The sequence below is a fragment of the Streptococcus infantis ATCC 700779 genome, assembly GCF_000187465.1.
Lineage (GTDB): Bacteria > Bacillota > Bacilli > Lactobacillales > Streptococcaceae > Streptococcus > Streptococcus infantis.
In genome coordinates, this window is sequence record NZ_GL732439.1 from 1,491,409 (window position 1) to 1,503,695 (window position 12,287).

A 12,287-nucleotide genomic window follows, 5' to 3' on the forward strand; every position below is an offset into this window, starting at 1 on the left:
ATAAATAATTCGTGTTTTCCTCCTTAATTTCATTAGTTTTTCAGAATGTTGATTTTATGGGATTTGAGAAGAGTTTTAGAAAAGATTCAGTAAAAAAATAGAAAAATTTTAAAGAAAATTTCAAAAAGTATTGACATTAATCCCCGATTAGTTTATAGTTGATATAACAATACATGAAAGCGCAAACTTTTCGCTTTTAGGGGAGGAAGAATGGCAAGATTTGAAATTAAAGATGATTTCTATCTGGATGGGAAACCATTCAAGATTTTGTCTGGCGCCATTCACTATTTTAGAGTTCCTGCGGAAGATTGGCATCATTCATTGTATAACCTCAAGGCACTAGGTTTCAATACGGTTGAGACTTATGTTGCTTGGAACATGCATGAACCTGCTGAAGGTAACTTTAACTTTGAAGGCAATCTTGATTTAGAGAGATTTCTTCAAACTGCACAAGATTTGGGCTTATATGCAATTGTACGTCCTTCTCCATTTATCTGTGCAGAATGGGAATTCGGTGGTTTACCAGCATGGCTCTTGACCAAGGATATGAGAATTCGGTCATCTGACCCAGCTTTCATTGACATGGTTGGTCGCTACTATGATCAGTTGCTTCCACGTCTAGTTCCGAGATTATTGGAAAACGGTGGGAACATTCTCATGATGCAAGTCGAAAATGAGTACGGATCTTATGGTGAGGACAAGACATACTTGAGGGAAATTCGACGTTTGATGGAAGAACGAGCAGTTACTTGTCCGCTTTTCACATCAGATGGACCATGGAGAGCAACTCTTAAGGCTGGAACCTTAATCGAGGATGATCTCTTTGTGACAGGGAACTTTGGTTCCAAGGCTGCTTATAATTTCTCACAAATGCAAGAATTCTTTGATGAGCACGGCAAGAAATGGCCACTCATGTGTATGGAATTCTGGGATGGCTGGTTTAATCGATGGAAAGAACCAATCATCAAGCGTGAACCTGAGGAATTAGCAGAAGCTGTCCACGAGGTTTTAGAGCAAGGCTCTATTAACCTTTACATGTTCCACGGCGGAACCAACTTTGGTTTTATGAATGGTTGTTCAGCTCGAGGAACCATTGATTTACCACAAGTAACATCTTATGATTATGACGCTCTTCTTGATGAAGCTGGCAATCCAACTGCTAAATATTTCGCAGTGAAAGAAATGATGGCGACTTACTATCCTGAGTATCCGCAATCTGAACCGCTTTACAAAGAGAGTATGGAAGTTGAAAACATTCCACTGGTCGAGAAAGTTTCTCTTTTCGAAACCTTGGATAGCCTATCCAGTCCGATTGAAAGTCTCTACCCTAAGAAAATGGAAGAGCTAGGACAAGGTTACGGCTACCTACTCTATCGTACGGAAGCAAGTTGGGATGCGGATGAAGAACGCATTCGAATCATTGACGGACGTGATAGAGCTCAACTCTTTATCGATGGCAAACGAGTGGCAACACAGTACCAAACAGAAATCGGTGAAGATATTTTATATCAAGGCAAAAAGAAAGCGCTCTCTAGATTTGATATCCTTATTGAAAATATGGGGCGTGTCAACTATGGACACAAATTCTTAGCAGATACACAGCGAAAAGGAATTCGCACAGGTGTTTGTAAAGATTTGCATTTCTTGCTCAACTGGAAGCAATATCTACTTCCTCTTGATAACCCAGAGAATATTGATTTCTCTAAGGGATGGACAGAAGGGCAACCTGCCTTTTACGCTTATGACTTTGAAGTTGAGGCGCCAAAAGATACCTACTTAGACTTATCTGAGTTTGGTAAAGGGATTGCTTATATCAACGGACATCACCTAGGTCGTTTCTGGAATGTCGGTCCAACCTTATCTCTTTATATTCCGCATAGCTATCTCAAAGAAGGTGCCAACCGCATCATTATCTTTGAAACAGAAGGGGAATATAAGGAAAAAATACATTTAACTTGTAAACCTACACTAAAACTTATAAAGGGGGAAAACTTATGACAATTGTAGGATGCCGTATCGATGGGCGCTTAATTCACGGACAAGTAGCAAACCTTTGGTCTGCTAAACTGAATGTTTCACGTATCATGGTCGTTGACAATGATGTTGTGAACAACGACGTTGAAAAAAGCGGCTTGAAACTTGCAACACCACCAGGTGTAAAACTTAGTATTTTGCCAGTTGATAAAGCAGCAGCGAATATCCTTGCTGGTAAATACGATAGCCAACGTCTTTTGATTGTAGCACGCAAACCTGACCGTTTCCTCGGTTTGGTAGAAGCAGGTGTGCCACTTGAAACTGTCAATGTCGGCAACATGTCTCAAACACCAGAAACACGTGCGATCACACGTTCAATCAACGTTGTAGATAAAGACGTAGAAGATTTCCACAAATTGGCGGAAAAAGGTGTTAAACTTACTGCTCAAATGGTTCCAAATGATCCAGTTTCAGACTTTTTGAGCTTATTAAAATAGGAAAAAATTTTTAGGAGGTCATTGTTATGATACAATGGTGGCAAATTTTACTTCTCACTTTGTACTCAGCTTATCAAATCTGTGATGAGTTGACGATCGTTTCTTCTGCAGGTTCTCCTGTGTTCGCTGGTTTCATTACTGGTTTAGTCATGGGAGATTTGACAACTGGTTTGTTTATCGGTGGTAGCTTGCAGTTATTCGTACTTGGGGTAGGTACCTTCGGTGGTGCTTCTCGTATCGACGCAACTTCTGGTGCGGTTCTTGCGACAGCTTTCTCAGTTTCACAAGGTATCGAAACAGATCTTGCGATCACTACAATCGCTGTACCAGTAGCGGCACTTTTGACTTACTTCGACGTACTTGGTCGTATGACTACTACATTCTTCGCACACCGTATTGATGCTGCGATCGAACGCTTTGACTACAAAGGAATCGAACGTAACTATCTTCTTGGTGCAGTTCCTTGGGCTCTTTCTCGTGCCCTTCCAGTCTTCTTCGCCCTTGCTTTCGGTGGAGAATTCGTACAAGGTGTTGTAAACCTTGTTAAAGAATACCAATGGGTTGCAGACGGTTTGACTCTTGCAGGTCGTATGCTTCCAGGTCTTGGATTCGCTATCTTGCTTCGTTACCTTCCAGTTAAACGTAACCTTCACTACCTTGCTATGGGATTTGGTTTGACAGCTATGTTGACTGTACTTTACTCATACGTAACAGGTCTTGGTGGAGCAGTTGCTGGTCTCATTGGCACTCTTCCTGCTGACGTTGCTGAAAAAATTGGCTTTGCTAACAACTTCAAAGGATTGTCTATGATCGGTATCTCTATCGTGGGTATCTTCCTTGCGGTTGTTCACTTCAAGAACAGCCAAAAAGTTGCTGTAGCAGCACCTTCTACACCATCAGAAAGTGGGGAAATTGAAGATGACGAATTCTAATTACAAATTAACAAAAGAAGATTTTAATCAAATTAACAAACGTAGCTTGTTCACTTTCCAATTGGGATGGAACTACGAACGTATGCAAGCATCAGGTTACCTTTACATGATCTTGCCACAATTGCGTAAAATGTATGGAGATGGAACTCCTGAGTTGAAAGAAATGATGAAAGTTCATACTCAATTCTTCAACACTTCACCATTCTTCCACACAATCATCGCTGGTTTTGACCTTGCCATGGAAGAAAAAGATGGTGTAGGTTCAAAAGATGCGGTTAACGGTATCAAGACAGGTTTGATGGGACCATTCGCTCCTCTTGGAGATACAATCTTTGGTTCACTTGTACCTGCTATCATGGGATCTATCGCTGCAACAATGGCTATCGCTGGCCAACCTTACGGTATCTTCCTTTGGATCGCAGTTGCAGTAGCGTATGACATCTTCCGTTGGAAACAGTTGGAATTTGCATACAAAGAAGGGGTTAACCTTATCAACAACATGCAAAGTACTTTGACAGCTTTGATTGAAGCTGCATCTGTACTTGGTGTATTCATGATGGGTGCTCTTGTAGCAACAATGATCAACTTTGAAATTTCTTACAAATTGCCAATCGGTGAAAAGATGATTGACTTCCAAGATATCTTGAACTCAATCTTCCCACGTTTGCTTCCAGCAATCTTCACTGCCTTTATCTTCTGGTTGCTTGGTAAGAAAGGTATGAACTCTACTAAAGCAATCGGTATCATTATCGTTCTTGCAGTAGGTCTTTCATTCATCGGTAAATTCTTGCTTGGAATGGGCGCATAATTTATGACTAAATCATTAATTTTAGTGAGCCACGGTCGTTTCTGTGAAGAACTTAAAGGTAGCACAGAGATGATTATGGGACCACAAGACAACATTCATGCAGTAGCTCTTCTTCCAGAAGATGGACCAGAAGAATTTACTGCAAAATTTGAAGCTGCTGTCGAAGGTTTGGATGATTTCCTAGTCTTTGCTGACCTACTTGGTGGAACACCATGTAACGTGGTGAGCCGTTTGATTATGGAAGGTCGTGACATCGAACTTTATGCAGGAATGAATCTTCCAATGGTGATTGAATTTATCAATGCGAGTCTAACTGGAATGGATGCGGACTATAAGAGTCGTGCTTCAGAAAGCATTGTGAAAGTTAATGATTTATTGGCAAGCTTCGACGACGATGAAGATGAATAAGGTGTAATAACTGAAATACTGTTAGAACACATTTCATAGAATATAAATGGGAATGGGAGCGACTCCCATTCCCATGTTTTCAATCATGAAACAATATTAGATTAGAGGTTTTCAATGCTAGATTATACAAAAGAAGATTTGCTTGAGTTGGGAGCAGAGATCACCACACGCGAAATTTACCAACAACCAGATGTTTGGAAGGAAGCTTTTGAATCTTACCAAGCACGCCGTGATGAAATTGTAGCCTTTTTGCAAGGAATTGCAGATAAACATGACTACATTAAGGTTATCCTGACTGGTGCTGGGACTTCAGCTTATGTAGGCGACACCTTAGTTCCATACTTCAAGGAAGTCTATGACGAACGTAAATGGAATTTCAATGCTATTGCGACAACAGATATCGTTGCCAACCCACAAACGTATTTGAAAAAAGATGTGGCAACTGTTTTGGTATCATTCGCACGTAGTGGAAACTCACCTGAGAGTGTAGCAACCGTTGACTTGGCTAAGGCTTTAGTTGACGAGCTTTATCAAGTAACAATCACTTGTGCGGCTGAGGGGAAATTAGCACTTCAAGCCCACGGTGACGATCGCAACCTCTTGCTCTTGCAACCGGCAGCTTCTAACGATGCTGGCTTTGCTATGACATCAAGCTTTACTTCAATGATGTTGACAGCACTTTTGGTCTTCGATCCAACTGAATTTGCTGTTAAAGCTGAACGTTTTGAAGTGCTTTCTAGTCTTGCTCGTAAAGTTCTTGACAATGTGGCAGATGTGAAAGAGTTGGTTGACCTAGAATTTAACCGTGTCATTTACCTAGGTGCAGGTCCATTCTTCGGTCTTGCTCATGAAGCACAACTGAAAATTTTGGAATTGACTGCTGGTCAAGTTGCGACTATGTATGAAAGTCCAGTTGGCTTCCGTCACGGTCCAAAATCATTGATTAATGAAGATACTGTAGTTTTAGTCTTTGGTACTACAACAGACTATACTCGTAAGTACGACTTAGACTTGGTTCGTGAAGTTGCAGGGGATCGAATCGCTCGTCGCGTTGTTCTCTTGAGTGATCAAGCCTTTGGTCTTGAAAACGTTAAGGAAGTAGCACTTGGCTGTGGCGGTGTCTTGAATGACGTTTACCGTGTATTCCCTTATATTGTTTATGGTCAATTATTTGCTCTCTTGACTTCGCTTAAGGTTGGAAATAGACCAGATACACCATCACCTACTGGTACAGTAAACCGCGTCGTTCAGGGTGTTATTATTCACGAATTCAAATAATAAGGAGAAAAGGATGAAAACATACACAGAACGTGTATTTGGGAAAGTTGATGGCAAGGATGTTGTCGCTTATCGCTTTGAAACGGAAGCAGGCTATCAACTAGAAATCATGACCTATGGTGCAACGATTCTACGCTATGTAACTCCTGATAAGGCTGGTAATTTTGCCAATGTTATCCTAGGCTTTGATGATTTTGACAGCTATGTAGGTAACAGTCCTAAACATGGAGCGAGTGTAGGTCCAGTTGCAGGTCGTATCGCAGGTGCGACATTCGAATTGAATGGGGAAACCTATGAACTCGAAGTCAATAACGCAAGCAACTGTAATCACAGCGGCTCAACAGGTTGGGATTCTAGTCTGTTTGAGCTAGTCGAAGTGAGCGACCATGGTTTGACTCTTTACACAGAAAGAACAGACGGTACAGGAGGTTTCCCTGGGAATCTTAAAATCTGGATTAGCTACCACTTGGAAGAAACTGGTGCCTACGAAGTTAGCTACAAGGTAACGACAGACAAAGATACTTTGGTCAATCCGACCAACCATAGCTACTTTAACTTGTCAGGCGATTTCACTCAGACGGTTGATCGCCATGTTTTCCAACTGAATACAGAAGGTATTTATCCAATCGCTCCTGACGGTGTCCCAGCTAAAGCTCCAGATGCTAATCGTGATGTGGTCAAACATATCTACAATGGCGCCTTGTTGAAGGATATCTTTGCAGAAGAAGATGAACAAATCAAACTCGTATCTGGTTTAGACCATCCATTTGCTCTGCCTACAGGACATGACAATGCTGGTTTCCTCTATGACCAGGGTTCAGGTCGCTTCTTACTCTTTAAGACAGAAGCTCCTTGTTTTGTAGTTTATACAGCAAACTTTGTGGATGAGAGTGTCATCATCGCTGGTCAACCAATGATGCAGCACAATGGGATTGCTCTTGAAGCACAGGCTTTACCAGATGCTATTCACAGTGACCTGAAAGATCAAGTCATTCTAAAAGCAGGTGAGACTTTCACTAGCAAAACTCGTTACGAAATTGTCGTTAAATAATAAAAAATTCTCTGAAGTCATAGGATTTCAGAGAATTTTTTATTATTCTTCATCTGGTGTGAGAATCATCGGAATGATGATTGGTTCACGTTCAGTGTTTTCGTAGAGGAATGGTCGAATGGCGTTTACGATAGCACCATTGACAGATTGGACGCTGGCATCCTTGTTTTTCAAAGCGATACGAATAGCATTGAAAAGGATGCGCTGACTTTGACGGATCAAGTCGCCAGATTCGCGCATGTAGACGAAACCACGACTAAGGATATCTGGTCCAGAAATAATCATCTGAGACTCAAAGTCTACCGTTGCGACGGCAAGTACGACACCATCTTCGGATAGGTCTCGGCGGTCTTTAAGCACAGCTGCACCGATTTCACCGATACGATTTCCATCGACGTAGATATCCTGAGCATTGAAGTGACCTGCGATACGAGCAGAGTTTGCAGTAAGGGCAAGGACATCACCATTGCTCATGATAAAGATATTGTCTTTTTCAACTCCAGTATCTACAGCAAGTCCAGCGTGGACTTTTTGCATGCGATATTCACCGTGAACAGGCATGAAGTATTTTGGCTTAATCAAGCGGAGCATAAGTTTTTGCTCTTGCTGACCACCGTGTCCAGATGTATGGATGTTGTTAATCTTACCATGGATGACTTCAACACCAGCTTCAGAAATGATGTTAATCAGCTTGTTAACGCTAGTGGTGTTTCCAGGGATTGGACTAGATGAGAAGATAACCGTATCGCCAGGTTGGAGTTGTACTTGACGGTGAGTTCCGTTAGCGATACGAGAGAGAGCCGCCATAGGTTCACCCTGGCTACCTGTACAAAGAATAAGAATTTCACCTGCAGGGTAATCTTTGATTTCATTTGGCTCGATGAAGGTTCCCTTTGGCGCTTTGATGTAGCCAAGTTCGATTCCGTTAACAATAGCCTTTTCCATAGAGCGTCCAAAGACAGCAATCTTGCGTCCAGTCTTAACAGCAGCATCTGTTGCTTGTTGGAGACGGAAGATATTTGAGGCAAAGGATGCAAAGATGATACGTCCCTCGATACCTTGTATAATCTTCATAATAGACTGACCAACGACCTTTTCAGAGTTTGTAAAGGTTGGCACTTCAGCATTTGTTGAGTCTGAGAGTAAGCAAAGCACTCCGTCTTCACCTAGGGCTGCCATACGGTGCAAGTCTGCAGGTTCACCAACTGGTGTAAAGTCAAACTTGAAGTCACCGGTACAGACGATTTTTCCTTGAGGTGTGTGGATAACAATTCCCAAAGGTTCTGGGATCGAGTGAGTTGTTCTAAAGAAAGTTGCTTTAAGATTTTTAAAGGTCAACTCAGTGTTGTGGTTGATTTCGTGAAGTGTAGCATTGCGCAAAAGGCCATGCTCTTCGAGTTTTCCACGGATCAAAGCTAGAGCTAGTGGACCTGCATAGATAGGGATATTTGCTTGCTTGAGCAAGAAAGGAATCCCACCAATATGGTCCTCGTGTCCGTGTGTGATCAAGAGAGCCTTGACGCGGTCGATGTTTTCGACAATATAAGAGTAATCAGGGATAACGTAGTCGATACCAAGCAAGTCATCCTCGGGGAATTTAATCCCTGCATCAACAATGATGATTTCGTCTTGGTATTCGATTCCGTATGTATTTTTACCGATTTCTCCTAGACCACCAATGGCAAAAACACCCACTTCTTCTGGTTTAAGAGTATAGGCCATATTAGAACTCCGTAATTTCGAATGCGCCAGTTTCTTTTTCGTAGTCTAGCAATTTGTCTGACAAGAGCTCGATATATTCAACGTTGAATTCTGGACGGTTTTTTTCAACAAGTTCACGGGCTATGATACGTCCCTCAAGTTCTGAGCTGGCATCAATGTCTAAGTAAAGTGAGCGTGTTGTTTCACGACGTGGACTACGGTCTTTTGTTTCTTGATAAAAAACTTTGTAAATCATGTGTTTCCTTTCTGTTTTCAGGTCAGCTGTATTCAAAAAATTACCAGCTTGAAGCTGTTTGTTTCTATTTCATTTTCTGCCTGTATTGACCTTGATTCGTTACAATTATCTCAATTATAACATAAAAAGGGGAATTAGTAAAAGCAGGAAACATGAAAGTAAGGAGCTTGAAATATGTTTCATTTTGCCCGATACAAGTATTTGAAGACTTTGAAATCACGTGCTATAATAAAGTTAGAAAAGAGGTTTTTCCTTATGAAGGAGGGCAGGATATGTTTCAACTAGCTATTATCATTCGTCTTCTGGCCTTTGCGGGATTTGTTGCCTGTGTTTACGGAGGAAATGTTTTGTATACTCGGCTGGAGTATCGGAAAGCCAAACTCCTTTGGAAGATTTGCTTTGTGACTCTGTATTCGTTTTTCCTTCTCCTAGTGACCTATGTGGTCTGGTTCGTATTTTACTTTGGTTTGAATTCTTGAGTGCTTGTCCTGTCTGTTTGGCAGGACATTCTTGTTTGGAAACAAAGAAAATTCCCATGTGTCAGCTTTTGTAGTATAATAGTAAACAGACAAAAAGATAGGAATGTGTTATGAAAGTATTAGCTTTTGATACGTCCAGCAAGGCACTGTCTTTAGCCATTTTAGAGGACAAGCAGCTTCTTGCCGAGACGACTATTAATATCAAGAAAAATCACAGTATCACTCTGATGCCTGCCATTGATTTTTTGATGGGTAGTCTAGATTTGACACCAAAGGATTTGGATCGAATCGTCGTGGCAGAGGGGCCTGGTAGCTATACAGGTTTGCGAATCGCAGCAGCCACTGCCAAGACCTTGGCTCATACCCTAAACATTGAGTTAGTAGGGATGTCTAGCCTTTTAGCTCTGGTACCGAATCAACAGGAAGGTCTGGTTGTTCCTTTGATGGATGCGCGTCGCAACAATGTATACGCAGGATTTTATGAACATGCTCAACCTGTCTTTCCAGAAGCGCATCTGTCTTTCGAGGAGGTCCTAGAGCAAGTCAAGGATGCCGACCAGGTGACCTTTGTTGGTGAAGTGGGTGCCTTTGTCGAGCAGATTCAAGAGCAATTACCACAGGCTAACTATCAAGAAACCTTACCAAACGCAGCGAATCTTGCTCTTTGGGCCTGGGATAAGGAAGCAGACTCCTTACACGATTTTGTGCCGAATTACCTCAAGCGTGTCGAAGCTGAGGAAAATTGGCTCAAGAACCACGCCGAGTCTGGCGAGTCTTACATTAAACGCCTATGATAGAAATCAAACGAATCCAACAGCAGCCTGATGTGGCACAAGCTATCTACGAAGTGATGACGGATGTTTATCCCGTCAGTCCTTGGACGTTGGAACAAATCCAAGCAGACCTGTCTCAAGACCAGACTTGGTATGCTCTAGCTTATGATGGGGAAGAAGTGATAGGTTTTCTAGCAATTCAGGAGAATCTTTTTGAAGCAGAAGTCTTGCAAATCGCTGTCAAGAAAGCTTATCAAGGTCAGGAGATAGCCTCAGCCTTGTTTGCAACATTGCCGACAGACAGGGAGATTTTCCTCGAAGTTAGAAAGTCCAACCACCGAGCGCAAGCATTTTACAAGAAAGAAAAAATGGCGGTCATCGCTGAGAGAAAGTCCTACTACCATGATCCAGTTGAGGATGCCATTATCATGAAGAGAGAAATAAATGAAGGATAGATATATTTTAGCATTTGAGACATCCTGTGATGAGACCAGTGTCGCCGTCCTGAAAAACGACGACGAGCTCTTGTCCAATGTCATTGCTAGTCAAATTGAGAGTCATAAACGTTTTGGGGGCGTAGTGCCAGAAGTGGCTAGCCGTCACCATGTTGAAGTTATCACAGCTTGCATTGAGGAAGCTCTAGCAGAGGCAGGGATTGCCGAAGAGGACGTGACAGCTGTTGCCGTTACTTACGGACCAGGCTTGGTCGGCGCTTTGCTTGTTGGTTTGTCAGCCGCCAAGGCATTTGCCTGGGCACATGACCTTCCGCTTATCCCTGTGAACCACATGGCTGGTCACCTCATGGCAGCTCAAAGTGTGGAGCCTTTGGAATTCCCCTTGTTAGCCCTTTTAGTCAGTGGTGGGCACACAGAGTTGGTCTATGTTTCTGAGGCCGGTGATTATAAGATTGTTGGTGAAACACGTGATGATGCGGTTGGTGAAGCCTATGATAAGGTCGGTCGCGTTATGGGCTTGACCTATCCAGCAGGTCGGGAGATTGACGAGTTGGCCCATCAAGGTCAGGATGTGTATGATTTCCCTCGTGCTATGATTAAGGAAGATAATCTTGAGTTTTCATTCTCAGGTTTGAAGTCTGCCTTTATCAATCTTCACCACAATGCCGAGCAAAAGGGAGAAAGCTTGTCCAAGGAAGACCTATCTGCTTCCTTCCAAGCAGCAGTTATGGATATTCTCATGGCAAAAACCAAGAAAGCCTTGGAGAAATATCCTGTTAAAACCCTAGTCGTGGCTGGTGGTGTGGCTGCCAATAAAGGTCTCAGAGAACGCTTAGCAGCTGAAATCACCGATGTCAAGGTTATTATTCCACCTCTACGTCTTTGCGGAGACAATGCAGGAATGATTGCCTATGCTAGCGTCAGCGAGTGGAACAAAGAGAACTTTGCAGGCTTGGAGCTAAATGCCAAACCCAGCCTCGCTTTTGATACCATAGAATAAAGAGTCAGCTTGAGGCTGGCTTTTTTGTTTGGACAAATGCGCGAGTTTTTTAGTATAGTAGAAATATGAGATTTAAAAAAATAATGAGTATAGCACTTGCTATAGGGGTATTGTTGCTGTCTCTGCTGGCTTTTCAGATGTTTCAAAAGATGCAATTGGTCATGTTTGACTCTATTTCACTTAACATGCCCATCGAATCTGTTGAAAAAGTGTTTGGAAAACCTAATGAGATAGTAGAAGAGACAGAAACAGGCTATCACAATCCTTGGCGTGCAAAAGATCCTTATCTCTTTAAAACTGGGCGCCTTTTCTACGACTATGAAAATTTTAAATGGAAAGGTTATAGTGGTCGCGTGACCTTTACTTTTTCAAAATCACATCGTTTACAAGAGGCGTCGGTTTATTTCCCTGTAGCTTCTAAAGCTCAACAGAAAGAAATCTTTTATCAGATGACCCAAGACATGAAAGCAGAAATCGAAGCTTTACCTAACTTTCAGTCTTTGAAAGTTGATGCCTTGGTCGGGGATGATGGTGGTTATCGGTTTAAGGTTAAACTGAAAGGGCAACTGAGAGAACCCTGGATCGATGTTTATCCTACAAAATATGAGGATGATGACAGACCTGAGATTAACCAATATAATATTCGCATCGATCAATCTCAGTGGTAGTCGCCCT

At 42.2% G+C, this 12,287-nt stretch carries 14 protein-coding genes; 12 read left to right on the forward strand and 2 right to left on the reverse strand.

What is annotated here, in order from left to right; genetic code table 11:
- Window positions 1–210: 210 nt before the first annotated feature.
- The 7 genes from HMPREF9423_RS09785 (at window position 211) to HMPREF9423_RS09815 (ending at window position 6,948) form a co-directional block, all read left to right on the forward strand.
- A complete protein-coding gene (locus HMPREF9423_RS09785; RefSeq protein ID WP_006149154.1) occupies window positions 211–1,998 on the forward strand; it encodes a glycoside hydrolase family 35 protein in 1,788 nt (595 codons plus the stop codon).
- Window positions 1,995–2,471: a PTS sugar transporter subunit IIB gene (locus HMPREF9423_RS09790; protein ID WP_004250394.1), complete on the forward strand. Its 477-nt coding sequence runs from the start codon at window positions 1,995–1,997 to the stop codon at window positions 2,469–2,471. Before HMPREF9423_RS09785 ends, HMPREF9423_RS09790 begins: the two co-directional genes overlap by 4 nt.
- A 26-nt stretch (window positions 2,472–2,497) precedes the next feature.
- On the forward strand, window positions 2,498–3,403 hold the full coding sequence (locus HMPREF9423_RS09795) for a PTS mannose/fructose/sorbose/N-acetylgalactosamine transporter subunit IIC (RefSeq protein WP_006149155.1): 906 nt from the start codon (window positions 2,498–2,500) through the stop codon (window positions 3,401–3,403).
- The gene (locus tag HMPREF9423_RS09800) at window positions 3,390–4,211 is read left to right on the forward strand and encodes a PTS system mannose/fructose/sorbose family transporter subunit IID (RefSeq protein ID WP_006149156.1); all 822 of its coding nucleotides are present in this window, start codon (window positions 3,390–3,392) and stop codon (window positions 4,209–4,211) included. The genes HMPREF9423_RS09795 and HMPREF9423_RS09800 overlap by 14 nt, the downstream gene beginning before the upstream one ends.
- Before the next feature lie 3 nt (window positions 4,212–4,214).
- Entirely contained in the window at window positions 4,215–4,619 is a 405-nt protein-coding gene (locus HMPREF9423_RS09805) for a PTS sugar transporter subunit IIA (protein ID WP_000167445.1), read from the forward strand.
- A 114-nt stretch (window positions 4,620–4,733) separates the two neighbouring features.
- Window positions 4,734–5,897: an SIS domain-containing protein gene (locus HMPREF9423_RS09810; protein WP_006149158.1), complete on the forward strand. Its 1,164-nt coding sequence runs from the start codon at window positions 4,734–4,736 to the stop codon at window positions 5,895–5,897.
- A 13-nt stretch (window positions 5,898–5,910) separates the two neighbouring features.
- The gene (locus HMPREF9423_RS09815; RefSeq protein ID WP_006155781.1) at window positions 5,911–6,948 is read left to right on the forward strand and encodes an aldose epimerase family protein; all 1,038 of its coding nucleotides are present in this window, start codon (window positions 5,911–5,913) and stop codon (window positions 6,946–6,948) included.
- Window positions 6,949–6,990: 42 nt separating this feature from the next.
- Here the strand turns inward: HMPREF9423_RS09815 and rnjA are convergent, their stop codons facing one another.
- Both rnjA and HMPREF9423_RS09825 read right to left on the reverse strand, forming a co-directional pair.
- Window positions 6,991–8,670, reverse strand: a complete 1,680-nt coding sequence (gene rnjA / locus HMPREF9423_RS09820; RefSeq protein ID WP_004250408.1) for a ribonuclease J1 — start codon at window positions 8,668–8,670, stop codon at window positions 6,991–6,993.
- A gap of 1 nt (window position 8,671) precedes the next feature.
- On the reverse strand, window positions 8,672–8,905 hold the full coding sequence (locus tag HMPREF9423_RS09825; RefSeq protein ID WP_006149161.1) for a DNA-dependent RNA polymerase subunit epsilon: 234 nt from the start codon (window positions 8,903–8,905) through the stop codon (window positions 8,672–8,674).
- 272 nt (window positions 8,906–9,177) lie between these two features.
- On the opposite strand from HMPREF9423_RS09825, the gene HMPREF9423_RS0102230 reads away from it, so the two are divergent.
- The 5 genes from HMPREF9423_RS0102230 (at window position 9,178) to HMPREF9423_RS09845 (ending at window position 12,280) form a co-directional block, all read left to right on the forward strand.
- Window positions 9,178–9,384, forward strand: coding sequence for a hypothetical protein (locus tag HMPREF9423_RS0102230; RefSeq protein ID WP_025170213.1), 207 nt, complete (start codon window positions 9,178–9,180; stop codon window positions 9,382–9,384).
- Window positions 9,385–9,494: 110 nt separating this feature from the next.
- Entirely contained in the window at window positions 9,495–10,178 is a 684-nt protein-coding gene (tsaB, locus tag HMPREF9423_RS09830; RefSeq protein ID WP_006149163.1) for a tRNA (adenosine(37)-N6)-threonylcarbamoyltransferase complex dimerization subunit type 1 TsaB, read from the forward strand.
- Complete coding sequence (gene rimI, locus HMPREF9423_RS09835) at window positions 10,175–10,612, forward strand: ribosomal protein S18-alanine N-acetyltransferase (RefSeq protein WP_006149165.1); 438 nt, start codon at window positions 10,175–10,177, stop codon at window positions 10,610–10,612. The genes tsaB and rimI overlap by 4 nt, the downstream gene beginning before the upstream one ends.
- Complete coding sequence (gene tsaD / locus HMPREF9423_RS09840; RefSeq protein ID WP_006149166.1) at window positions 10,602–11,612, forward strand: tRNA (adenosine(37)-N6)-threonylcarbamoyltransferase complex transferase subunit TsaD; 1,011 nt, start codon at window positions 10,602–10,604, stop codon at window positions 11,610–11,612. Before rimI ends, tsaD begins: the two co-directional genes overlap by 11 nt.
- A gap of 65 nt (window positions 11,613–11,677) precedes the next feature.
- On the forward strand, window positions 11,678–12,280 hold the full coding sequence (locus HMPREF9423_RS09845) for a hypothetical protein (RefSeq protein WP_006149167.1): 603 nt from the start codon (window positions 11,678–11,680) through the stop codon (window positions 12,278–12,280).
- Window positions 12,281–12,287 lie beyond the last annotated feature (7 nt).

Excerpts from the sequence above, each read along its gene's own strand:
- HMPREF9423_RS0102230 (WP_025170213.1), top strand. The coding sequence starts at position 9,178 with ATGTTTCAACTAGCTATTATCATTCGTCTTCTGGCCTTTGCGGGATTT.
- tsaD (WP_006149166.1), top strand. The coding sequence starts at position 10,602 with ATGAAGGATAGATATATTTTAGCATTTGAGACATCCTGTGATGAGACC.
- HMPREF9423_RS09810 (WP_006149158.1), top strand. The coding sequence starts at position 4,734 with ATGCTAGATTATACAAAAGAAGATTTGCTTGAGTTGGGAGCAGAGATC.
- rimI (WP_006149165.1), top strand. The coding sequence starts at position 10,175 with ATGATAGAAATCAAACGAATCCAACAGCAGCCTGATGTGGCACAAGCT.
- HMPREF9423_RS09790 (WP_004250394.1), top strand. The coding sequence starts at position 1,995 with ATGACAATTGTAGGATGCCGTATCGATGGGCGCTTAATTCACGGACAA.
- tsaB (WP_006149163.1), top strand. The coding sequence starts at position 9,495 with ATGAAAGTATTAGCTTTTGATACGTCCAGCAAGGCACTGTCTTTAGCC.
- HMPREF9423_RS09845 (WP_006149167.1), top strand. The coding sequence starts at position 11,678 with ATGAGATTTAAAAAAATAATGAGTATAGCACTTGCTATAGGGGTATTG.
- rnjA (WP_004250408.1), bottom strand. The coding sequence starts at position 8,670 with ATGGCCTATACTCTTAAACCAGAAGAAGTGGGTGTTTTTGCCATTGGT.
- HMPREF9423_RS09795 (WP_006149155.1), top strand. The coding sequence starts at position 2,498 with ATGATACAATGGTGGCAAATTTTACTTCTCACTTTGTACTCAGCTTAT.
- HMPREF9423_RS09805 (WP_000167445.1), top strand. The coding sequence starts at position 4,215 with ATGACTAAATCATTAATTTTAGTGAGCCACGGTCGTTTCTGTGAAGAA.
- HMPREF9423_RS09825 (WP_006149161.1), bottom strand. The coding sequence starts at position 8,905 with ATGATTTACAAAGTTTTTTATCAAGAAACAAAAGACCGTAGTCCACGT.
- HMPREF9423_RS09785 (WP_006149154.1), top strand. The coding sequence starts at position 211 with ATGGCAAGATTTGAAATTAAAGATGATTTCTATCTGGATGGGAAACCA.
- HMPREF9423_RS09815 (WP_006155781.1), top strand. The coding sequence starts at position 5,911 with ATGAAAACATACACAGAACGTGTATTTGGGAAAGTTGATGGCAAGGAT.
- HMPREF9423_RS09800 (WP_006149156.1), top strand. The coding sequence starts at position 3,390 with ATGACGAATTCTAATTACAAATTAACAAAAGAAGATTTTAATCAAATT.